At 66.1% G+C, this 21,994-nt stretch carries 19 protein-coding genes and 1 pseudogene; 6 read left to right on the top strand and 14 right to left on the bottom strand.

Annotated features, from left to right (window positions below; genetic code table 11):
- Positions 1-65 precede the first annotated feature (65 nt).
- Complete coding sequence (locus tag BSZ39_RS08085) at positions 66-1,019, bottom strand: site-specific tyrosine recombinase XerD (protein ID WP_073716844.1); 954 nt, start codon at positions 1,017-1,019, stop codon at positions 66-68.
- 15 nt (positions 1,020-1,034) lie between these two features.
- A complete protein-coding gene (locus BSZ39_RS08080; protein WP_222842900.1) occupies positions 1,035-1,973 on the bottom strand; it encodes a heme o synthase in 939 nt (312 codons plus the stop codon).
- A 137-nt stretch (positions 1,974-2,110) separates the two neighbouring features.
- Between BSZ39_RS08080 and tkt the strand changes: the two genes are divergently transcribed.
- From tkt to BSZ39_RS08050, 6 genes are all read left to right on the top strand, one after another.
- The gene (gene tkt / locus BSZ39_RS08075) at positions 2,111-4,204 is read left to right on the top strand and encodes a transketolase (RefSeq protein WP_073716843.1); all 2,094 of its coding nucleotides are present in this window, start codon (positions 2,111-2,113) and stop codon (positions 4,202-4,204) included.
- Between the two features lie 3 nt (positions 4,205-4,207).
- Positions 4,208-5,341 carry a transaldolase gene (gene tal / locus BSZ39_RS08070; RefSeq protein WP_073716842.1) on the top strand — a complete coding sequence of 378 codons (1,134 nt, stop codon included), beginning with the start codon at positions 4,208-4,210 and terminating at the stop codon, positions 5,339-5,341.
- Between the two features lie 2 nt (positions 5,342-5,343).
- Positions 5,344-6,891: a glucose-6-phosphate dehydrogenase gene (gene zwf, locus BSZ39_RS08065; RefSeq protein ID WP_073716841.1), complete on the top strand. Its 1,548-nt coding sequence runs from the start codon at positions 5,344-5,346 to the stop codon at positions 6,889-6,891.
- A 10-nt stretch (positions 6,892-6,901) separates the two neighbouring features.
- Complete coding sequence (locus tag BSZ39_RS08060) at positions 6,902-7,828, top strand: glucose-6-phosphate dehydrogenase assembly protein OpcA (protein WP_073716840.1); 927 nt, start codon at positions 6,902-6,904, stop codon at positions 7,826-7,828.
- A complete protein-coding gene (gene pgl, locus BSZ39_RS08055) occupies positions 7,825-8,601 on the top strand; it encodes a 6-phosphogluconolactonase (protein WP_073716839.1) in 777 nt (258 codons plus the stop codon). The genes BSZ39_RS08060 and pgl overlap by 4 nt, the downstream gene beginning before the upstream one ends.
- 105 nt (positions 8,602-8,706) lie before the next feature.
- Positions 8,707-9,948: an HNH endonuclease signature motif containing protein gene (locus BSZ39_RS08050; protein ID WP_073716838.1), complete on the top strand. Its 1,242-nt coding sequence runs from the start codon at positions 8,707-8,709 to the stop codon at positions 9,946-9,948.
- Here the strand turns inward: BSZ39_RS08050 and BSZ39_RS08045 are convergent, their stop codons facing one another.
- From BSZ39_RS08045 to BSZ39_RS07985, 12 genes and pseudogenes are all read right to left on the bottom strand, one after another.
- A complete protein-coding gene (locus BSZ39_RS08045) occupies positions 9,949-10,305 on the bottom strand; it encodes an RNA polymerase-binding protein RbpA (protein ID WP_073716837.1) in 357 nt (118 codons plus the stop codon).
- Positions 10,306-10,310: 5 nt separating this feature from the next.
- Complete coding sequence (secG, locus tag BSZ39_RS08040; RefSeq protein WP_073716836.1) at positions 10,311-10,556, bottom strand: preprotein translocase subunit SecG; 246 nt, start codon at positions 10,554-10,556, stop codon at positions 10,311-10,313.
- Positions 10,557-10,694: 138 nt separating this feature from the next.
- On the bottom strand, positions 10,695-11,486 hold the full coding sequence (gene tpiA, locus BSZ39_RS08035) for a triose-phosphate isomerase (RefSeq protein WP_073716835.1): 792 nt from the start codon (positions 11,484-11,486) through the stop codon (positions 10,695-10,697).
- Positions 11,487-12,677, bottom strand: a complete 1,191-nt coding sequence (locus BSZ39_RS08030; protein WP_073716834.1) for a phosphoglycerate kinase — start codon at positions 12,675-12,677, stop codon at positions 11,487-11,489. It abuts the gene before it with no gap.
- A 97-nt stretch (positions 12,678-12,774) separates the two neighbouring features.
- Entirely contained in the window at positions 12,775-13,779 is a 1,005-nt protein-coding gene (gap, locus tag BSZ39_RS08025; protein ID WP_073716833.1) for a type I glyceraldehyde-3-phosphate dehydrogenase, read from the bottom strand.
- A gap of 168 nt (positions 13,780-13,947) precedes the next feature.
- Positions 13,948-14,931: a DNA-binding protein WhiA gene (gene whiA / locus BSZ39_RS08020; protein WP_073716832.1), complete on the bottom strand. Its 984-nt coding sequence runs from the start codon at positions 14,929-14,931 to the stop codon at positions 13,948-13,950.
- Positions 14,928-15,896: a gluconeogenesis factor YvcK family protein gene (locus BSZ39_RS08015; protein WP_073716831.1), complete on the bottom strand. Its 969-nt coding sequence runs from the start codon at positions 15,894-15,896 to the stop codon at positions 14,928-14,930. Before BSZ39_RS08015 ends, whiA begins: the two co-directional genes overlap by 4 nt.
- An 18-nt stretch (positions 15,897-15,914) precedes the next feature.
- Positions 15,915-16,862, bottom strand: coding sequence for an RNase adapter RapZ (gene rapZ, locus BSZ39_RS08010; protein ID WP_073716830.1), 948 nt, complete (start codon positions 16,860-16,862; stop codon positions 15,915-15,917).
- 12 nt (positions 16,863-16,874) lie between these two features.
- Positions 16,875-18,866 carry an excinuclease ABC subunit UvrC gene (uvrC, locus tag BSZ39_RS08005; RefSeq protein ID WP_073716829.1) on the bottom strand — a complete coding sequence of 664 codons (1,992 nt, stop codon included), beginning with the start codon at positions 18,864-18,866 and terminating at the stop codon, positions 16,875-16,877.
- A 26-nt stretch (positions 18,867-18,892) separates the two neighbouring features.
- Positions 18,893-19,729 (bottom strand): hypothetical protein, encoded by an 837-nt coding sequence (locus BSZ39_RS08000; protein ID WP_143180436.1) that lies wholly within the window; start codon positions 19,727-19,729, stop codon positions 18,893-18,895.
- A gap of 1,113 nt (positions 19,730-20,842) precedes the next feature.
- A pseudogene (locus tag BSZ39_RS07990) lies at positions 20,843-21,580 on the bottom strand (excinuclease ABC subunit UvrA); the annotation flags it as partial.
- Positions 21,581-21,617: 37 nt separating this feature from the next.
- On the bottom strand, positions 21,618-21,932 hold the full coding sequence (locus BSZ39_RS07985; RefSeq protein WP_143180435.1) for an integrase core domain-containing protein: 315 nt from the start codon (positions 21,930-21,932) through the stop codon (positions 21,618-21,620).
- Between the last annotated feature and the right edge of the window lie 62 nt (positions 21,933-21,994).

The following is a 21,994-nucleotide window of genomic DNA, read 5'->3' as shown; positions in this document are numbered from 1 at the left end:
AGAGGGTTCCGCAACCCCACCAACTACCGCCTCAGAATGCTGCTGATCGGCGGAGGCCTACGCACCTAACCCACGCTCAAGTCCGAAGGGCCCCTAAAATGCGCCCGCGGATGGCTCGTGGCGTAGACCTCTCGCAGGTGATCAATGGACACGTGGGTGTAGATCTGCGTCGTGGCGACATCTGCATGTCCGAGCAGTTCCTGGACGATGCGAACATCTGCCCCGCCGGACAACAGATGTGTGGCATAGCTGTGTCGCAGCATGTGAGGAGTGACCGGACCCGGAAGCCCGATCGCCTCGGCGTGGCGGCGGACGATGGCACCGGCCGCCTGCCGGGTAAGCGGTTTGCCCCAGGCATTAAGAAAGACGACGGCCGCGCCTCGACCGGCGGCCGACAGTTGCGGGCGGGCTCGCGTGAGATAGTCCCCCAGCGCATCGATGAGCGCCTGGCCCATCGGAACGATCCGCTCCTTGCGGCCCTTGCCGAACAACCGCACGGCACGGTCCTCAAAATCGAGGTCGTCCACGGCAAGCTCACATGCCTCGCTGACGCGTGCCCCGGTTCCGTAGAGGAATTCAAGGAACGCGGCGTCTCGCCGGTCCAGTGGCTCCTCGCCCACAGCGGCGTGTGCGATGAGATCGCTGATCTGATCGATGCTGAGGACTTTGGGCAGGGCTGCCTTAGGAGCCGGTGGTGATACCTCGGCCGCGACATCGTCGGAGGTCAGGCCTTCGGCGTGCAGGAATCGGTGCCAGGACCGAACCGCGGAGATGACGCGAGAGACGGAACGGGCGGCCAGTAGACTTCCACCATCGCTTCCCGTGCGCAGCGCATGAACGAAACTCGAGACGTCCTGCGTCGTGATCTGTCCAGCAGCGCTGCGGCCCCGAGCCTGCAGGAAATCGACGTAGCGGGTGAGATCGCGACGATAGGCGCCGACGGTGTTGTCCGACAGGGTGCGCTCCACGCGCAGATGGGCCAAGAATTCCTCGACGCTTCGCGCTAGTTGACCTGCCATGAGCGCCCGTAGCCGCTAGAACAGTCGCGCGATGAACGGGTCGAGCGCCACCGCCAGGAAGATCAGCGACAGGTAGGTAATCGAGTGGTGGAAGACCCGCATCGCGGCGAGTCGGCCCCGCTCCGGATGCAGCGCTCGCCGGTAGAGCTGGATTGCTGAGTTCGTGAACCAGGCACCGGCGGCAACCGCGACGACGGTGTAGAACCAGCTCATCTGCCCGAGCAGGATCAGCGCCAGCGTGCAGGCGATCATCGCGGCAGTGTGGATGAGGATGTTGCGGCCCACCGTGACGTTGGAGGCGACGACCGGCAGCATCGGCACACCCGCCTTGGCGTAGTCCTTCTTGAACTGCATGGACAGTGGCCAGTAGTGCGGCGGCGTCCAGAAGAAGACGACGAGGAAGAGGACGAAGGGCGCAAGCGCGAGGGATCCCGTGACCGCCGACCATCCGATGAGCACCGGCATGCAGCCCGCGACGCCGCCCCACACGATGTTCTGCGCCGTGCGACGCTTCAGGATCATCGTGTAGCCGACGGCGTACAGGATGATCGCGGCGAGCGCGAGCCACGCCGATGCCCAGTTCACGAGCAGGCCGAACCAGACAATCGAGAAGGCGGCGAGCACGAAGCCGAAGATCGTCGCCCCCCGCACCGAGACAATGCCGGCGGGGATCGGCCGAGCGGCCGTGCGTCCCATGAGCACGTCGATATCGCGGTCGTAGACCATGTTGAACGTGTTTGCGGCGCCCGCGGCCGCAGTGCCGCCGATGAGGGTGGCGAGGATGAGCCAGCTGCCGGGCCAGCCGCGCGCGGCCAGGATCATCGTCGGGACCGTCGTGACGAGCAGGAGTTCGATAATCCTGGGTTTCGTCAGGGCGATATATCCGCGGATCACCTCGCCGCGATTGAACGCCCGCTGCGAGCTTTGCGCGGGCACACTTGCGCGTTCGTACACGACGATGATGGCTCCTTCAACGATTCTGCCCACTACTGTACCTGGCGAGACTGCGCCAATGCTCTCTCAGTGCCTACGATGGGGACAACGCGGCGGTTAGTCCGCTCACATGACGTCATAAAAGAAATGAGGATTTCATGCCCTCCACACCCGAATTCACCTGGGATTCGACCGATCAGCTCGCCGTCGACACGGGCCGTGTGCTCGCCGCTGATGCCGTACAAAAGGTGGGCAACGGGCACCCGGGCACGGCGATGTCGCTGTCGCCGCTGGCCTATCTTCTTTTCCATAAGGTGATGCGGCTTGATCCCGCCGATCCCCTGTGGCGTGGGCGTGATCACTTCGTGCTGTCGTGCGGGCACTCCTCGCTCACGCAGTACGTCCAGCTCTACCTCACCGGCCTCGGTCTCGAACTCGAGGACCTGAAGGCCCTGCGCACGTGGGGTTCGAAGACCCCCGGCCACCCCGAATACAAGCACACGGACGGCATCGAGATCACGACGGGCCCGCTCGGCCAGGGTCTCGCCTCCGCGGTCGGCATGGCGATGGCGGCCCGACGCGAACGCGGCCTGCTCGATCCCGACGCGGCTGAGGGCGCGAGCCCGTTCGACCACGACATTTGGGTCATTGCCTCCGATGGCGACCTGCAGGAGGGCGTCACCTCCGAGGCCTGCTCGCTCGCCGGCACCCAGGAGCTCGGTAACCTCAACGTCATCTGGGACGACAACCAGATCTCCATCGAAGACGACACGTCGATCGCGTTCACCGAAGACGTCGCCGCGCGCTACCGCGCCTACGGCTGGCACGTGCTCGAGGTCGACTGGCGCTCCGGCAGCGAATACCACGAGGACCCGAAGGCCCTTTACGAGGCCCTGGTCGAAGCCAAGCAGCTGACCGATAAGCCGGTCCTCATCCGTTTGCGCACGATCATTGGCTGGCCGGCCCCGAACAAGCAGGACACCGGTGGCATCCACGGCAGCGCCCTTGGCGAAGACGAGCTGAAGGCGATGAAGAAGGTCCTCGGCTTCGATTCCGAAAAGACCTTCGACGTCGAAGAGGACCTCATTGCGACGCTGCGTGAGCGTGCCGCAGCCCGCGGCCGCGAGGCACGCGAGGCCTGGCAGGCGCAGTTCGATGAGTGGGCCACCGCCCACCCCGAGGGCAAGGACCTGCTCGAGCGGCTCGAGGCCCGCACCCTGCCGGAGAACCTCGCCGACGTGCTGCCCGATTTCGCGGGCAAGGACTCCCTTGCCACGCGCGCCGCGTCGGGCGAAGTCCTCGCGGCCCTCGCCGCGCCCCTGCCCGAGCTGTGGGGCGGCTCGGCCGACCTCGCCGGCTCGAACAACACGACGATGAAGGGCGAGCCGTCCTTCCTGCCCGAGCACCGCTCCTCGGAGATGTTCCCCGGCAATAAGTACGGCCGCACGCTGCACTTCGGCATCCGCGAACACGCGATGGGCGCGATCCTGTCCGGCATCGCCCTGCACGGCCTGACCCGCCCCTATGGCGGCACGTTCCTCGCGTTCGCCGACTACATGCGCGGCGCCGTCCGCCTCGCATCCCTCATGAGCGTGCCGGTCACCTACGTGTGGACGCACGACTCGATCGGCCTCGGCGAAGACGGCCCAACGCACCAGCCCGTCGAGCACCTCGCGTCCCTGCGCGCCATCCCGAACCTCGACATCGTGCGCCCCGCCGATGCGACCGAGACCGCGCAGGCCTGGCTCTCGCTGCTGAAGCGCGACGCCCGCCCGACCGGCCTCATCCTCACCCGCCAGAACGTCCCGGTGATCGACCGCGCCACCTACGCGTCGGCGGAGGGCGTCGACCGTGGCGCCTACATCCTGGCCGAAGCCGACGGCGACGTCGAGGTCATCATCCTCGCCTCCGGCTCCGAGGTGCAGCTCGCCCTTGAGGCTCGCGAGCAGCTCCAGGCCGACGGCACGCCGACGCGCGTCGTGTCGATGCCGTCGATGGAGTGGTTCGACGCCCAGGACCAGAACTACCGCGACGAGGTCCTGCCCCCGGCCGTGCGCGCCCGCGTGAGCGTCGAGGCGGGCATCGCCCTGCCGTGGCGCCCCTACGTCGGCGATGCCGGACGCAGCGTCAGCCTCGAACACTTCGGCGCCAGCGCCGACTACGCCACCCTCTACGAGAAGTTCAACATCACCGCGGACGCCGTCGTTGCGGCGGCCCGCGAATCCCTCGCTGCCCTGCAGCAGGAGAACTAACGAATGACCGCATACAAAGAGATCTCCGCCCGCGGTGTGGCGATCTGGCTCGATGACCTCTCGCGCGCCGCGCTCGACCCCACCTGCGATATCGCGCTCGCGCGCGATATCGAACAGCGCAACGTCGTCGGTGTCACGACGAACCCGTCGATCTTCGCCAAGGCGCTGGCCGACGGGGAGGCCTACGCCGCCGATATCGCCGACGTGCTCGCGGCCGGTGAAACCTCCAGCACCGAGGACGTCGCGCTCGCGCTCATGGTGAACGACGTGCAGCAGGCCTGCGACATCATGCGCCCGATCTACGACGCGACGTCCGGCCGCGATGGCCGCGTCTCGATCGAGGTCGACCCGCGGCTCGCCCACGACACGGCGGCCACGATCGAGCAGGCGCGGATGCTCTACCACCTCGTGGACCGTGAGAATCTCCTCGTGAAGATCCCGGCGACGAACGAGGGCCTGCCTGCCATCACCGAGGCGATCTCCGAGGGCATCTCGATCAACGTGACGCTGATATTCTCGACCGATTGCTACCGTGCGGTCATGGGCGCCTACATCGACGGCCTGCACGCCGCGGCCCGCAACGGCCTCGACCTGTCGCGCATTCACTCGGTCGCCTCGCTGTTCGTCTCGCGCACCGATTCGTTCATCGACCCGCAGCTCGACGAGCTCGCCGCCAAGGGCAACCAGAAGGCGGCCGCGGTGCGCGGCGAGACGGGGCTTGCGATCGCGCGCCAGTGCTATGCGGCGTTCGAGGAGACGTTCGCCCAGCCGCGCTTCACGGAGCTCGCGGACGCGAACGTCCAACGGCCGCTGTGGGCGTCGACGGGTGTGAAGGATAAGACCTTCGCGGCGACGAAATACGTCGAGGGCCTCATCGCGCCCGACACGGTCAACACGATGCCGCGCGCGACGCTCGAGGCGGTCGGCGCTCTCACCGGGATCCCCGAGGACACCGTCCGCCCCAACGTCGAGCACGCCAGAAAGGTGCTGAACACGCTGGAGAAGATCGGAATCGACCTCGACGCCGCCTACGCGCAGCTCGAGTCCGAGGGCGTCACGAAGTTCGAAGACGCCTGGGACGAGCTCCTGAAGGTGGTCGAATCCGGTATCGCCGACGCGCGAGGCGGCAAGGTGTAGCCATGAGCGAGTGGCGCAATCCCCTCGTCAATCCCGACGATCGTCGCCTGCCTCGCATGTCGGGGCCGTGCGGCGTCGTGATGTTCGGCATCACGGGCGACCTCGCCCGCAAGAAGCTGCTCCCGGCGATCTATGACCTCGCCAACCGCGGCCTGCTGCACCCGAGTTTCGCCCTGACCGGTTTCGCCCGACGCGACTGGGGGCGGGAGACGTTCATCGATTTCGTCGAAGAACAAATCCGCGAACACTCCCGCACCCCGTTCGACCAGGCGACCTTCGATCACCTTGCCGAGGGGATGCGCTTCGTCGAGGGCTCCTTCGACGATCCCGCCGCCTACGAGAAACTCGCCGACGTCGTACACGAGCTCGACGAGACCTTCGGCACCGGCGGCAACCACGCGTTCTACCTCTCGATCCCGCCCAACTGGTTCGGCCCGGTCAGCGAGAACCTCGCCAAATGCGGCCTCGTCGACGACTCGGCCCCGGAGGGCACGAGCCGCGAGGGCGCCTGGCGCCGTGTCGTGATCGAAAAGCCCTTCGGCCACGACCTGGCTAGCGCCAAGGAGCTTAACGAGACGCTGCTCAAAGTCTTTCCCGAGTCCTCGATCTTTCGGATCGACCACTACCTCGGTAAGGAGACCGTCCAAAACATTTTGGCGATGCGGTTCGCGAACTCGGTGTGGGAGCCGCTGTGGAACGCGCACTACGTCGACCACGTGCAGATCACGATGGCCGAAACCATCGGCATTGGGTCGCGCGCGGGCTACTACGACGGCATCGGAGCGGCCCGCGACGTCATCCAAAACCACCTGCTGCAACTCCTCGCGCTCACCGCGATGGAAGAGCCGACGAGCTTTTCGGCCGCGCACCTGCACGCTGAAAAGGAAAAGGTCCTCTCGGCGGTGACGCTGCCGACAGACCTTGCCGAGCACACCGCACGCGGCCGCTATGCCGCCGGGCGACAGGCGGGCAAGATCGTCACCGGCTACACCGACGAGGAAGGCGTGCCGGAGGATTCGACGACGGAGACATTCGCGGCGATCCGCCTCGACATCAACACGCGCCGCTGGGCGGGCGCGCCGTTCTACCTGCGCACCGGCAAGCGGCTCGGCAAACGCGTCACCGAGATCGCGCTCGTCTTCAAGCACAACGCCCACATGCCCTTCGATAACAACGACATCCAGGAGCAGGGCCAAAACTCGCTCGTCATCCGCGTCCAGCCCGATGAGGGCGTCTCCATCCGGTTCGGCTCCAAGGTGCCGGGCACGGCGATGCAGATCCGCGACGTATCCATGGACTTCGACTACGGCGAGGCGTTCACCGAGAACTCCCCCGAAGCCTACGAGCGGCTCATCCTCGACGTGCTGCGCGGCGATCCCCCACTGTTCCCGCGCCAAAGCGAGGTCGAACTGTCGTGGAAGATCCTCGATCCCGTACTCGAGTTTTGGGCGAAGCAGGGCCCGCCCGAGGACTACCGCCCGGGCCTGTGGGGTCCCGACAGCGCGCACCTCATGCTCGCCAACGACGGCCGTACCTGGCGCATCCCGTAGGAGGACAGCCATGCGAATCGACAGCACCAACACCGCCGACGTCGCGGCGCAGCTCAACAAGCTGAGCGCCGAGGCCGGCACCGTCACCCTCGGCCGCGTCCTCACCCTCGTCGCAGTCGTCGACACCGAAAGCGAAGCCGAGGAGGCGATCGCGACGGCGGCGACGACCTCACGCGCGCACCCGTGCCGCATCCTCGTCATCGTGCACGATGAGGACGCCGTCTCCTGCGAATCCGGCCTCGACGCCGAGATCCGCATCGGCGAGGACGAGGGCGCCTCCGAAATCGTCGGGTTGTACCCGAAGGGCGGCGCCTGCACGGACCTCGACACGCTCGTCATGCCGCTGCTGCTCGCCGACACCCCCGTCGTCGTCTGGTGGCCCGACGCGGGGCCGGACTCCCCCGGCGAACACCCGCTCGGCGCGCTCGCGACGCGCCGCATCACCGACTCGCGCGCACACGCGGACCCGATCGACTACCTCATGCGCCTCGGCCTGAACTACCACCCGGGTGATACCGACCTCGCGTGGGCCGCGATCACGCTGTGGCGGGCACTCGCCGTCACCCTCGTCGAGGAAAAACCGCACGCGCCCATCACCGCAGCGCACGTGAGCGGTAACCTCGCCCACCCGGCGACGCACCTCATGGCGGGCTGGCTCGCGGTCCAGCTCGACGTGCCGGTCACCCTCGAGCAGGCGGGCACGATCCACACGCTGAGCGAGGTCATCCTCGAACGCGAGGACGGCGAGCTGAAGATCAGTCGGCCCGACGGCGGCACCGTCGCGACGCTCACCCACCCGAGTCGCGTCGACCAGCGCGTCAACCTCCCGCGGCGCTCCGTCGCGGACTGCCTGACCGAGGACCTGCAGCGCCTCGACCCGGACGACATGTACGCGCACGTGCTCACGCGCGGCCTCGCGATGGTGGAGCAGTCATGACCGCGACGATTACTTGGCAGACCTTCCCCGACGGCCCCGCCGCCGCCCGCGCCGCGGGCGAGCGCCTCGTGGCGGCCGTCAACCGGGCGCTAGCTGAGCGGGAGCGCGCCGATGTTGTCCTCACCGGCGGCTCGCTCGGCATCGCGATGCAGCGCGACCTCAACGGCCTACCCGAGGAGTGCTTCGGCGTGCACGTGTGGTGGGGCGATGAGCGCTTCGTGCCACTCGACAGCCCCGACCTCAACGCCCGCCAGTCGAGCGAGGTCTGGGGCGACAGCTTCGTCGGCGCGGTTGCGCACCTCATCATGACGCCAGATTCCGCCCCGACGCCCGAAGAGGCCGCAGCCGCGTATACCGACCAGCTCGTCGGCGTCGATTTCGACATCGTCTTCCTCGGAATGGGACCCGATGGCCATATCGCCTCGTTGTTTCCCGGCCACGAGCAGGTCCTTGCCACCGGCGTCGATGTGGTCAGCGAACTCGCCTCGCCCAAACCCCCGCCACAGCGCGTCTCAATGACGGGCTCGCGGCTGCGCGACACGCGAGAGCTCGTCTTGCTGTTCGCGGGCGAGCAGAAGCACGACGCCGCCCGTCATCTGCTGCAGGGCGCGCGGCTGGTCGAAAACGAGACGGGGCTCGACGGGGTGCGCACCGAGCGCCTTCAGGTGCCGGAGTTTTCCGACGCCCAGCTGCTGGAAGTGCCCGCGCGACTCGCCCTCACGGACGTCACGAGTGTCCTTTCCGACGTGAGCGCCGCCGACCTGCTCAGCTAAGGCGCCGTCGCCGCGGCCATCCACACGTGGGCGCGGGGACGCTCCTCGCCCCCAGGGCCACCTCCCCCGCTGCCCGCCGCCACGTGCCCGTGTCAGGCTGGCCCCATGGCCGCACCGACCGCACCCGTCACCCTCGCCGAGCTCACCGCAGCTCGCGAGCTCCTGGCGCGGGCCGCCAGCGCAGGCATCGACACCCCGACGGCCGCCGATGAACTCGCCGCCGTCCGCGACCTGCACGCCCTGCACCGCCTGGCCGATGCGCTCTATACGCGCCAAGTCGCGACGGCCGACGCCTCGCGGGCCGCCCGCAGCGAGGGCCACGACATGAGCGACGTCATCGCCGAACTCGAAACCGACTCCGCGCGCGAATGCCAGGTCGCCGTCATGCGCGCCCGCGGCATCGCCGCCGTACCAAAGCTGCTGCGCGCCTATGCCGCCGGCGAGATCAACCGCACCAACCTCGACCAGGCCGAATACACGCTCAGCTACCTGCGATCGCGCCTCAGCGCGCCCGCATTCGCCAGCGCTACCACGGAGGTGATCGATGAGGCCCGACGCCTCACTCCCGCGTTCTTTAAGCGTCGCGCGCGCCAGATCCGGTTGCGTCACGACGAGGAGGCCGCCCGCAAGCACCGCGCCAATGCCGCCGCGGCAGCGCAGCAGGCCCACGAGCAGCGCCGCCTGAAGGTCACGACCGCCGGACCTGCCCTCAGCATCTCCGGGCAGGGCAGCGCGCAGGCCGCCGAGGCGATCCTTGCGGCTCTGAACCGCCGCGCCCGCATCATCCGAGCCAAGCAGATCAACGCCGGCCAGCAGGTCACGCCGCTGTGCGCCCGACTCTTTGATGCGCTGCTCGCGCTGTGCACCGAGGACAACGCCCACTACCCCACCGCGGCGAGCCTGCTGGGCGCGAAGGTCGCGCCCGATGCGCGCCCCGATGAGATGCGCGAACTCGTGCTGTGCGCCGACACGACGCCCTTTGATCTGGGCCGTTCGGCCCGCCTCGCCGATATCCGGCTGCGGACCCTCGTCCTGGCCCGTGACGGCGGCTGCCTCTACCCCGGGTGCACCGAGCATCGGGAACTATGCGAGATCGCCCACCTCGTCTCCTGGGCGCGCGGCGGCGAGACCAACCTCTCCAATCTTGCCGCCCTGTGTCCCCACCACCATTGGGTCACCGAGCATGAAGCCTACGATCCGTTCCACTACAGCGCCATCGCGCTTCCCGGCGGCATCCCGGCGATCATTCCGCCGCTTCGTATCGACCCGACGCAGACCCCGCTCATCCATGAACGGTTCGACAAGCATCGACGGTCCCTGCCGCCGCCCCTGAAAGACGCCGGTTAGTTAGGCGCGGCCGCGCCGCTTGCGCAAGCCCTCCAACGCTTCGGCGAGCAGTTCTTCACATTCCCCCTCGGAGCGTCGCTCCTTGAGGTAGCCCAAGTGCGTCTTAAATGGCGCGTGCGTCGGCGGCGCAGGCGGCGCTGCCGCGTCCCTGCCGGCCGGCAGCCCACAGCTCGGGCACGCCCACTCTTCGGGAATATCGGCCGGATCGGCATCGACGGAGAACGTCGGCCGCGTCTCGTGGCCGTTCGCGCAAAAATAGCTGACGGCTACGCGCTGCGCGAGCACCTGGCCGTGATCGTCTTCGTGGCTCGTGAACGAGCTGACCTTATAGCCCCTGATGGAGCTCGCTGAGGACACGTGCGTTAGCTCGCGTAGCGGGTCATGATGCCGATCAGCATGATCGTGACCGTCCAGGCGATCGCGACGCCGATCGTGATGCGGTTGAGGTTGCGTTCCGCGAGGCCCGAGGACGCGAACGAGCTCGACAGGCCACCACCGAACATGTCGGACATGCCGCCGCCGCGCCCCTTGTGCATGAGGATCGTCAAAATGAGAAAGAGGCTCGTCAGGACGAGAAAAATGTCGAGCACTACCCGCAATGCGGTCACGATACTGTCCGTTTCTGCTGTTCGGATCAAGGCTTTACGGCGCGGTGGTGCACCCCAAAGTCCAACAATAAGCCAAAAACTGCGCCTACCCAAACGTCGGGGCGGGCGATCCGTATCACCCGCCCCGACGTCGTAGGGCTACTTAGCCCCCGCGTGCTCCTTGAAGCGCGCGATCGCCGCGAACTCCTCGGCCTTCAGCGAGGCACCGCCGACGAGCGCGCCGTCGACGTCGTCTTTCGCCATGATCTGGGCGACGTTGGAGGACTTGACGGAGCCGCCGTACAGGATGCGCACGGCGTCGGCGACGGAGGCGTCATACAGCTCGGCGAGGCGGGCGCGGATGGCGGCGCACACTTCCTGTGCGTCCTCCGGGGTCGCGACCTCGCCGGTGCCGATCGCCCACACGGGCTCGTAGGCGATGACGGTCTTCTTCGCCTCATCGGCGCTCAGGCCGTCAAAGGCGCCGTCGATCTGGGCGAGCGTGTACTCGACCTGGCGGCCTTCCTTGCGCACGTCAAGGCCTTCGCCGCAGCAGATGATCGGCGTCATCTCGGCATCGAGCGCAACCTTGGCCTTGCGGCCGACCAGCGCGTCGTCCTCGCCGTGGTATTCGCGACGCTCGGAGTGTCCGACGACGACGTAGGTGCAGCCGAGGCGCTTCAGCATCGCGGCCGAGATCTCGCCGGTGTAGGCGCCTGAGTCGTGCTCGGAGACGTCCTGCGCACCGAAGACGATGCCCATCTTGTCGGCGTCCACGATCGTCTGCACGGAGCGGATGTCGGTGAACGGCGGGATGACGGCAACCTCGACGTCCTCGTAGTCGTGCTTGGCGTCCTTCAGCGTCCAGTCAAGCTTTTGGACCAGGGCAACGGCCTCGAAGTGGTCGAGGTTCATCTTCCAGTTGCCGGCCATGATCGGGGTGCGAGTCATTTACTTCTCCAAAACGTCGATACCGGGAAGGGTCTTGCCCTCGAGCAGCTCCAGGGAGGCGCCGCCGCCCGTGGAGATGTGCGAGAACGTGGCTTCGTCGAAGCCGAGCAGCCGCACGGCGGCCGCGGAGTCGCCACCGCCGACGACGCTGAACATGTCGCCCTCGGACAGGGCGCGCGCGACGGCGCGGGTGCCGTCGGCGAACTTGTCGAATTCGAAGACGCCCATCGGGCCGTTCCACGCCACCGTCTTGGCGGAGGCGATCTTTTCGGCGTAGAGCTTTTGCGATTCGGGGCCGATGTCCAGGCCCATCTGGTCCGCGGGAATCGCGTCGGCAGTCACGACGGTCGCTTCCGCGTCCTTGGAGAACTCGGGGGCGACGACGACGTCGACGGGCACGACGAGGTCCACGCCCTTGTCGGCCGCACGCTCGATGTAGCCCTTGACCGTGTCCAGCTGGTCTTCTTCCAACAGCGACTTGCCGACCTCGTGGCCCTTGGCCTTGAGGAACGTGAACGCCATGCCGCCGCCGATGAGCAGGATGTCGGCCTTGTCGAGCAGGTTCGCGATGACGCCGAGCTTGTCGGAGACCTTCGAACCACCGAGGACGACCGCGTAGGGGCGCTCCGGGTTGTCGGTCGCGCGGCGCAGGGACTCGATTTCCTTCACGACGAGTTCGCCCGCGGCGCTGGGCAGCGCGCACGCAATGTCGTAGACAGAGGCCTGCTTGCGGTGCACAACGCCGAAACCGTCGGAGACGAAGGCGTCGGCAAGGCCCGCCAGTTCGCTCGCGAGCTGTTCGCGTTCGCTATCGTCCTTGGAAGTTTCGCGCGGGTCGAAGCGGATGTTTTCGAGCAGGACGATCTCGCCGGCCTTGGTCTCGGCGACGGCCTGCTTGGCGCCCTCGCCGATGACGTCGGTCGCGAGCGTCACCTTGACGCCCGCGAGCTCCTCGAGGCGCGCGGCGACGGGCGCGAGCGAGAAGTCGGGGTTGACCTCGCCCTTGGGGCGGCCGAGGTGCGCCATGATGACGACCTTCGTGCCGGCGTCCAGCAGGCGCTTGAGCGTCGGCAGGGCGGCGCGGATACGGCCGTCGTCGGTGATGGTCTGGCCGTCGAGCGGCACGTTGAAGTCGGAGCGGACGAGGACTGTCTTGCCGGACAGATCGCCCAGGGTGTCAATGGTTCTCATGCGAAGAACTCCCATCGTAGTCAGGGTGGGTGACGACGAAGCGCCCGCGAACCGGCGGGCTCGCGGGCGCTACACGTCGAATAGGCAGAGGTACTGCTTAGAGCTTCTCGCCCACGAGGGTGACGAGGTCAACGAGGCGGTTGGAGTAACCCCACTCGTTGTCGTACCACGAGACGACCTTGACCTGATCGCCAATGACCTTGGTGAGGCCAGCGTCGAAGATCGAGGAGTGCGGGTCGGTGACGATATCGGTCGAGACCAGCGGATCCTCGGAGTACGCGAGGACGCCCTTGAGCGGGCCCTCGGCGGCCTTCTTGATCGCGGCATTGACCTCTTCGACGGTCACCTCACGCGAGGCGGTGAAGGTGAGGTCGGTGGCCGAACCGGTGATGACCGGCACGCGCAGGGCGTAGCCATCGAGCTTGCCCTTGAGCTGCGGGAGCACGAGGGAGACGGCCTTGGCGGCGCCCGTCGAGGTCGGCACGATGTTGACGGCGGCGGCGCGGGCACGACGCAGGTCCTTGTGCGGCGCGTCGTGGATCTTCTGGTCGCCGGTGTAGGCGTGCACCGTGGTCATGAGGCCACGGACGATGCCGAATTCTTCGTCGAGCACCTTGGCCATCGGTGCCAGGCAGTTCGTGGTGCACGAAGCGTTCGAGATGATGTGGTGCTTCTCGGGGTCGTAGTCGCCCTCGTTAACACCCATGACGAAGGTGGCGTCTTCGTTCTTCGCCGGAGCGGAGATGATGACCTTCTTGGCTCCGCCATCGATGTGGGCCTTCGCCGCGGTGGCGTCGGTGAAGAATCCGGTGGACTCCACGACGATGTCGACGTTCAGGTCGCCCCAGGGCAGCTTGGCCGGGTCGCGCTCAGCGAGGGCGACGATCTTGTGGCCGTCGACGGTGATGGACTCATCGTCGTAGGTCACGTCGCCGTCGAGCCGACCGAGCACGGAGTCGTACTTGAGCAGGTGCGCAAGAGTGTGGTTATCGGTGAGGTCGTTTACGGCCACGATCTCAATATCAGCTCCGGCAGCCTTGACTGCGCGGAAGAAGTTGCGGCCGATGCGGCCAAAGCCGTTGATGCCGACGCGGATGGTCACTGTGATCCTCCAACATGTGCGTCGCAACCTACGTGGGACGCACGAAAAGTCGAACGTATCGGGAGATGCTGCTGCATTCCCGGCCGGCCAAGTCCGGACCAGCCGGCACCACAAAATCTACCAGGGCTGGAGGGTGGACGCTAAGGGACCATGGTCCGAGATGGGTGATTAGTCCTCGAGCATGTCCTCGGTCAGGACGCTCATCGTGTCCTCGATGCCGAGCTGGGCGGCCTTCTTATCGGCGAGCGCGAGCAGGCGACGGATGCGGCCGGCGACAGCGTCCTTGGTCAGCGGCGGCGTCGCGGCCTGGCCGAGGTCCTCCAGCGACGCCTCGCGGTGGGCGAGGCGGAGTTTGCCGGCCTCAAGGAGGTGGTCCGGGATCGTGTCCTCGCCGAGGATCTCGAAGGCGCGAGCGACGCGGGCACTAGCAGCGACGGCGGCGCGCGTGGAGCGGCGCAGGTTCGCGTCGTCGAAATTGGACAGGCGATTCACGTCCCCGCGGATCTCGCGGCGCTTGCGACGCTCATCCCAGACGGCCGCGGCGGCATGGGCGCCCATTTCGCGCAGCAGGGTCGAGATCGCTTCCCCGTCGCGCACGACGACGCGGTCGACGCCGCGCACCTCGCGGGCCTTGGCGCTGACGCCAAAGCGGCGGGCGGCGCCGACGAGGGCGAGGGCGGCCTCCGGTCCGGGGCACGTGACCTCGAGGGCCGAGGAGCGGCCGGGCTCGGTGAGTGAGCCGTGGGCGAGGAACGCACCGCGCCACGCGGCGACGGCCTGGGAACTGGCGCCGGAGACGATCGCGGGCGGCAGGCCGCGCACGGGACGGCCGTAGGCGTTGATGAGGCCGGTCAGGCGCGCGAGCTCGCGACCGCCCTGAATGACGCGCACGACGTAGCGTCGCCCGCGGCGCAGTCCCCCACCGGCGACGACGATGACCTCGCTCGCGTGGCCGTACAGTTCGGAGATGGCCTGGCGCAGGCGGCGGGCGGCGATGCCGGTGTCGAGTTCCGCTTCGATGACGATGTTCCCGCCGATGAGGTGCAGGCCGCCGGCGAACCGGATCGTTGCTGCTGCTTCCGCTTTCCGGTCGGCGGTGGAGTCAATGGTGACGCGCGCGAGCTCGTCTTTGACGTCCATCGTCAAACTCATGGTCTCTCCTTGTTCTCTCGGGTGTCCACGTCCCCGAGGCTGCCTTCATAGGCGTCTCTGATGGCGGCGGCGAGCCGCAGCGGGTCGTGGACATCGACCCGCTCGGCTGAGCGTACCTGACGGAAGAGGACTCGGCCGCCCATCTGGTGGGTGCGTGCGACGAGTTCTTCCGGGTCGGCGACGGCGAGTGGATCGGCGATGACGACATCGCACGTAAGTTCCGGGTCGTGATCCTGCAGCACCTGGAGGTGGTCGGCCGGTGACAGGTCGGCGGTTTCGGCGTCCTGGGGCGAGAGGTTCATGACGATCATGCGTCGGGCTTTCGCCTGCCGGATTTGCGCGCCGAGTTCGGGCACGAGCAGGTGCGGCAGCACCGAGGTGTACCACGAGCCGGGGCCAAGGATGATGAGGTCGGCGCGGCCGAGGGCCTCGGTGACTTCGGGGCGCACGGGCGGGCTCGCGGGCACGAGGCGCACGTTGCTTAAGGCGCCGTGGGCGGAGGCGACGGTCACCTGGCCGCGCACGGTGCGACCGGTCTGCCCCTCGCGCACTTCGGCTTCGATGACGAGCGGGATCGCGCTCATCGGTAGGACGCGTCCGCCGGCGCCGAGCAGGCGCCCGACCATGTCGAGGCCCGCGACCTCGTCGCCGAGTTGGTCCCACAAGGCGGCGATGAGGAGGTTACCGACGGCGTGGCCGGCGAGCGGGCCGGAGGAGGCGAAGCGGTGCTGCAACACGTCGCGCCAGGTGCGCCCCCATTCGGTGCCTTCGCACAGCGCCGCCAGCGCCATGCGCAGGTCTCCCGGCGGCAGGATATCGAATTCGTCGCGCAGCCGACCCGAGGAGCCACCATCGTCGGCGACCGTCACGACCGCCGTGATATCCTCGGTGAGGAACCGTAGGGCGCGCAGCGTGGCCGACAATCCGTGGCCGCCTCCCAGCGCCACCGCTCGTATTGCTGACATGATCGAAAAAGCCTATCGCTACTCTTTACCGAGGTCGCGGTGGATCGTGCGCACGGCGAAGCCGGCCTTGCGCAGCTGGCGGCTGATCTCTTCGGTCGTCGCGACGGAGCGGTGTTTACCGCCCGTGCAGCCGACGGCGATCGTGACGTAGGGTTTCAGCTCGTTTTGGTACCCGTCGAGGATGGGTGTGAGCGTCTCGACGTAATTGGAGATGAATTCGCGCGCCTGCGGCAGGCCGAGGACGTAATCAGAAACCTCCTTGTCGCGGCCGGTCAAATGCCGCAGCTCGGTCACCCAGTAGGGGTTGGCGAGGAAGCGCATATCGACGACGTGGTCGGCGTCCAGCGGAAGCCCGTATTTGAAGCCGAAGCTCATGACGGTGATGTGCAACGGGCGGTTCGCGTCGTCGGTCGCTACGATTTCGCGCATCTTGTGGGCGAGCTCGTGGACGGACAGGTCGGTCGTGTCGATGACCTCGTCGGCGCGCAGCAGCATCTGCTCGAGCACGGTGCGTTCGGCCTCGATGCCGTCCATGATGCGGCCATCGCCCTGCAGGGGGTGCGGCCGACGGACGGTTTCGAAGCGGCGCACGAGCTCGGAGTCGTCGGCGTCGAGGAAGACAATGCGGTAGTCGATCGAGTTGCGACGCAGTTCGTCGAGGACGTTGACAAGTTCGGCGAAGAATTCGCCGCTGCGCACGTCGACGACCGCCGCGAGGCGGTGGATGGCGTCGCCGGTGCGCATCATGACCGCGAGCGGCATGAGCATGCGCGGCGGGAGGTTATCAATAACGTACCAGTCGAGGTCCTCCAGCGCGGCGGCGGCGCGAGTGCGACCGGCGCCGGACATGCCGGAGATAATGATGATTTCGGGGCGCTCGGCCGGCGGGAGTGCGGCTTCTTCGTCGAGGACGGGGATGCCGTGGGGCACGGTTGGCGGCGGGGTGCGGGGCCTGTCATCGCTCATGGCTCTAGCTTCTCACGGAGCAGTGCGAAGTGCGGCGGCGATGGCCGCGGCGAGCGCGGGTCCGACGCCGTCGACTTGCTGCAGGTCCTCGGGGCTCGCGGCGCGGATGGCTTTGACCGAGCCGAAGTGTTTTAAGAGTGCGGCCTGGCGGGCGGGGCCAAGGCCAGGGATCGAGTCGAGCGCGGAGCGGGTCATCGCGCCCGAGCGGCGTTTGCGGTGGAAGGAGATCGCGAACCGGTGCGACTCGTCGCGCAGGTGCTGCAGCAGGTAGAGCGCGGAAGAGGTGCGCGGCAGGATCAGCGGGAAATGATCGCCCGGGATCCACACTTCCTCGAGGCGTTTGGCAAGTCCCACGACGGGGATGTCGACGCCGAGCTCATCGAGGGTGCGCTGGGCGGCGTTGACCTGCGGCAGGCCGCCATCGACGACGACGAGCTGGGGCCGGTAGGCGAAGCGCTGCGGGCGGCCGGTGTCAGGGTCAACCGCGCCCGAGGTGGGAACGTCGTCGGCCTCGGCGTCCTCGTCGGTGGCGGTGCAGGCGAGGCGGGCAAACCGGCGGCGCAGCACCTCGCTCATCGCGGCCGTATCGTCGCTCGCGCCGTCGCCGTGTTCGCCGCGGATGATGAAGTGGCGGTAGTCGGCCTTGCGCGGGGCGGCGTCTTCGAAGACGACCATCGAGGCAACCTGGTTCGTGCCCTGGGTGTGGGAGACGTCGAAGCACTCGATACGCAGCGGCGCCTCGTCTAGGCCCAGGTTTTCTTGCAGTTCTTCCAGCGCCGCCGAGCGCGCGGTGAGGTCCCCGGCACGCTTGGTACGGTGCAGTTTCAACGCGGCCTCGGCATTGGCGTGGACGGTATTCATCAGGGTGCGCTTCGGACCGCGTTCGGGCACGCGTAGCCGGACCTTGGCGCCGCGCAGCTCCCCCAGCCAGCGCGTCATCGTCGCCGGGTCCGTGGGCAGGACGGGCACGAGGATTTCGGGCGGGATGGCGTCGATCGACAGGTGGTCGACGTCGTCGACGCTGCGTTTGGTGCGCCGCTTGGCGCCCTTTCCGATGGCAAGGTCGGCCCGTTCGCCATAGAGCTGGGTGAGGAGGCGCTCGATGAGTTCGGCGGGCTCGGCATCGTCGATCCGATCAGTCACCCAGCCGCGGTGGCCGCGCACGCGCCCGGCGCGGACGTAGAACACCTGGACTGCGGCCTCCAGTTCATCAACTTCTAGGGCGTAGACATCGGCATCGACGTTTTCTGCCAGGACAAGCGTGTTCTTCTCCGCAACGGTGGCAAGAGCCGTAAGATCGTCGCGTCGGGCTGCAGCCTTTTCAAACTCCTCGGCCGCAGCAGCTTCGAGCATCTCGGCGTGCAGCCGCTCGGTGATGCCCTGAGTCCGTCCTGCCATGAAGTCACACAGGGAGTCGACGAGGGCACGGTGGTCGTCGGGGCTGATGCGCCCTACGCAGGGTGCCGAACACTTGTTGATATAACCGAGCAGACAGGGCCTCCCGCTCGCTTCGGCGCGACGGTAGACGCCCGCAGTGCACGTGCGAACAGGAAAGACCCGCAGCAGCATATCGAGGGTTTCCCGGACGGCCCATACCTTCGTATAGGGACCGAAATAGCGAGTACCGCGCCGCTTCGCCTGCCGCGTGACATAGACCCGCGGAACCTGCTCGCTGAGCGACACAGCGAGATAGGGATAGGACTTATCGTCGCGGTACATGACGTTAAACCGCGGCTCGAACTCCTTAATCCATGCGTACTCGAGAGTGAGCGCCTCGATCTCGCTGGTGACGACGGTCCATTTAACGGCGCTCGCCGAACAGACCATCGTGCGGATACGCGGGTTGAGCCCGCTAGGGTCCTGAAAATAACTGGAGAGGCGGGCCCGCAAGTTCTTCGCCTTGCCAACGTACAGCACCCGCCCATCGCCGTCAGAAAACCGATAGACGCCAGGCGACGTTGGAATATGGCTCGGTTTCGGGCGATAGGTTGCGGGATCAGGCACCCGTCAAGCCTATGACAGCTGCTCGACTATTGCGGAGGCAAACCGTAGAAGTCCTCCGGCGGCGGAAGCTGCGGACAGGCCGCTTCCGCACGGTCATCGCCAACGATGAGCGAGGACGGTGGCCACCAGTCAAGAAATCCATCCTCGCGCGTAATGAATTGACGCACGAACACCTCTTTGCTCGGGGGTGTGGGCTCGTAGGGACGCCCAATAGACTCCAGGCACGGCAAGTAGGCTTCGACCCAGTAGTCGTACAGAATACGCATCTGGGGCTCCGTATACTCTTTGACGAACACCGGGTCATACGGGAACTTCAACGCACATTCGTAATGCGCCCTATTGAGTGCGTCTACCTGCGCTTCGGGCACACCCGGGTCATAAGCAAAACCCTTGCTAACAACGATAACGGGGAAGCCTTTCTCTCTGACGCATTCAGCTTGCTTCTCCATTCCCTCGTCGAATCCGAGGTACGGGCCGAGTTCAATATTGGGGAGGTCTGTCGGAATCTTCTCCTGAAACGCTCTCTCCGCAGCCTTGCGAGCCGCAGCGGCCTTTTCCTCTTGGCTCCACGACGGGGGGGAAATCTTCTCCTTCGGCTTCCATCCTTGTATCCGCGAGTTGGGCAGGCCTAGATGGGCGTCTGAAATCTCGTTGGGCTTGGGGTAGCCTTCCGTTGGCGCGTCGGAAGGCACCACAACAAATGGGCCATAACCATCATTCTGGAAAGATGTCTCTGCAGACTGATCCGATTCCGATGTGCTTGAGCATGAAGCCAGCAACCCGAAACATCCGAGGAGCGCGATCAGCACATGCGGCCTTGCATGTACACGTGAACGGTGCTGGTTATCAGCGGAGATAATCACGATCAGTTAACATTAAAAGCGCAACTCGCTCCCGAATCCCTAATAACGAGTGACGGCGAGGTCACCAACCACGTGCCGCTTCGAGCGTTGGTCTCATGATAAACTTTGTACGCACTAGTGCTGTTGTAGGCTGTTGCGCCATTGATGGTCATTTTCATCATATTTAGTTTAGTTTGACGGCCAAACAAGACGATCTTTTGCTTCCCCACCCCGGTACAATTCTGATAGTCGCTGACGGTTCCCGCAGATGCAGCTGTCGTAACACTTGTTCCCACGATGGCCAAACAGGCCGCCGATATAATGGAGACAACTCTCCTCTTCATGATCACTCCTCGTTGATGATGACTATGTTGTTCCTATGAGGATACTCTCATCAGTGTTAAGCGGCAAGGAGGGAGTTGACTCATCTCAAAGCTCCGTCTGGCAGGACCGTAGCCTCACGTGGTGGCCTCCGATTGGGCATGATCAATCATGGCGTTGACGATGAGCCATCGACAGGCTGTGACGCAGGAACAAGCGCTGGCATATCGCAGTGCTGATCGGGCGGGAAAGCGCCGAATCCCGGATGAGCTAGTCGACCTAACCGGCTGGCACGGCAACTACGCCCGGGCGGCGTTGCTCGGGGCGCTGGTGATCAAACCAGTGCGGCCCGCCATCCCAACCTGCAAGGTCTCTTTGTTGACACCAAGCTGATTGCCACACGTCCAAACGCGCCGGTGGCGGTTACAGGATCGGCCTGGGCAGAGGCAACGAGTTCAACTTCACGAGCCCTGAGCTCGTCGGTGTACTTCACTGGCAAGAGAGAATCTCATTCTTCCAATCGCCCTGCCTCCATTATTCCCGGAGCAATACACATCGCCGTAGACCCGCGGCCAAGACCGAGGAACTGTTGAACAGCCAGACCTATGGCCTTCCGCGGATGCGTGGACTGCGCCCAAAGGTGACTAGGGGCGCGGTGAGTCGTCGCTGCATTACCAGACGCCAAGCACCCGAGTATGCACGCCGCACGGATCTGTCTCGCATGTGAAGGAGGTGGGACTCGGGCGGGCCACGGACCTGATGAGCGACGCGATCTGCACCGTGCACCTCGATGCTGTCAGTGTTCTGAGAACCTTAGAGAATCTCCTTCAGGTACTGACCGGTGTAGGACGTCTCCACCTTCGCGACGTCCTCGGGGGTGCCCTGGGCGATGACCTGTCCGCCGCCGTCGCCGCCCTCGGGTCCCATGTCGATCACCCAGTCGGCGGTTTTGATGACGTCGAGATTGTGCTCGATGACGATGACCGTATTGCCCTTATCGACAAGCGACTGCAAGACGAGCAGCAGCTTGCGAATATCCTCAAAATGCAGGCCAGTCGTCGGCTCGTCGAGCACATAGATCGAGCGTCCGTTGCTTCGGCGATGCAGTTCGGAGGCGAGTTTGACGCGCTGCGCCTCGCCGCCCGACAGCGTCGGGGCGGACTGGCCGAGCCGGACGTAGCCGAGGCCGACATCGGTGAGCGTCGTGAGGTGGCGCGCGATCGCGGGCACGTTGGCGAAGAAATCCGCCGCCTCGGAGATCGGCATGTCGAGGACCTCGGCGACGTTCTTGCCTTTGAAGCGGATCTCGAGCGTTTCGCGGTTGTAGCGCGCGCCGTTGCAGACCTCGCACGGGACGTAGACGTCGGGCAGGAAGTTCATCTCGATCTTGATCGTGCCGTCACCGCTGCAGGCCTCGCAGCGGCCGCCCTTGACGTTGAACGAGAACAGCCCCGGCCCGTAGCCACGCATCTGCGCTTCCGGCGTCTGCGCGAACAGCTTGCGCACGTGATCCCACACCCCCGTGTACGTCGCGGGGTTTGAGCGCGGGGAGCCTGGCCCGGTTTCCCGGACGGTTTCTTTGTGTTGATCATGCCGCGTGCGTGGTGGTGGTGTAAAGGGTTTCGTATTCGTGTGGGGATCGCATTTCGATGCCGGAATGGCGTCGGCGCGGGTTGTACCAGCCTTCGATCCATTCGAAGATGGCCGATGCCAGCTCGCTGCGGGTTTCCCAGGCGCGACGGTCAAGGAGTTCTCGTTGCATGATTGACCAAAACGATTCCATCGCCGCATTGTCCTGGCTGGAGGCAACCCGGCCCATGGAGCCCAGTAGGCCGGCTTCGCGCAGCCGGTGCCCGAAAATCCAGCTGGTGTATTGGGCAGGTTCAACCGGTGGTTGCAACACCGGCCTGTTTCAGGGATTGTAGTGCTTCGCCGAAGACTTCGGCGGGGGTCTTCCAGCCGAGG

The organism is Bowdeniella nasicola (genome assembly GCF_001907295.1).
Lineage (GTDB): Bacteria > Actinomycetota > Actinomycetes > Actinomycetales > Actinomycetaceae > Bowdeniella > Bowdeniella nasicola.
The sequence above is the reverse complement of the archived record's forward strand: the minus strand, read 5'-3'. Positions and strand labels throughout refer to the sequence as shown.

Excerpts from the sequence above, each read along its gene's own strand:
- BSZ39_RS08085 (WP_073716844.1), bottom strand. The coding sequence starts at position 1,019 with ATGGCAGGTCAACTAGCGCGAAGCGTCGAGGAATTCTTGGCCCATCTG.
- tkt (WP_073716843.1), top strand. The coding sequence starts at position 2,111 with ATGCCCTCCACACCCGAATTCACCTGGGATTCGACCGATCAGCTCGCC.
- tal (WP_073716842.1), top strand. The coding sequence starts at position 4,208 with ATGACCGCATACAAAGAGATCTCCGCCCGCGGTGTGGCGATCTGGCTC.
- zwf (WP_073716841.1), top strand. The coding sequence starts at position 5,344 with ATGAGCGAGTGGCGCAATCCCCTCGTCAATCCCGACGATCGTCGCCTG.
- BSZ39_RS08060 (WP_073716840.1), top strand. The coding sequence starts at position 6,902 with ATGCGAATCGACAGCACCAACACCGCCGACGTCGCGGCGCAGCTCAAC.
- pgl (WP_073716839.1), top strand. The coding sequence starts at position 7,825 with ATGACCGCGACGATTACTTGGCAGACCTTCCCCGACGGCCCCGCCGCC.
- BSZ39_RS08050 (WP_073716838.1), top strand. The coding sequence starts at position 8,707 with ATGGCCGCACCGACCGCACCCGTCACCCTCGCCGAGCTCACCGCAGCT.
- tpiA (WP_073716835.1), bottom strand. The coding sequence starts at position 11,486 with ATGACTCGCACCCCGATCATGGCCGGCAACTGGAAGATGAACCTCGAC.
- BSZ39_RS08030 (WP_073716834.1), bottom strand. The coding sequence starts at position 12,677 with ATGAGAACCATTGACACCCTGGGCGATCTGTCCGGCAAGACAGTCCTC.
- whiA (WP_073716832.1), bottom strand. The coding sequence starts at position 14,931 with ATGAGTTTGACGATGGACGTCAAAGACGAGCTCGCGCGCGTCACCATT.
- BSZ39_RS08015 (WP_073716831.1), bottom strand. The coding sequence starts at position 15,896 with ATGTCAGCAATACGAGCGGTGGCGCTGGGAGGCGGCCACGGATTGTCG.
- rapZ (WP_073716830.1), bottom strand. The coding sequence starts at position 16,862 with ATGAGCGATGACAGGCCCCGCACCCCGCCGCCAACCGTGCCCCACGGC.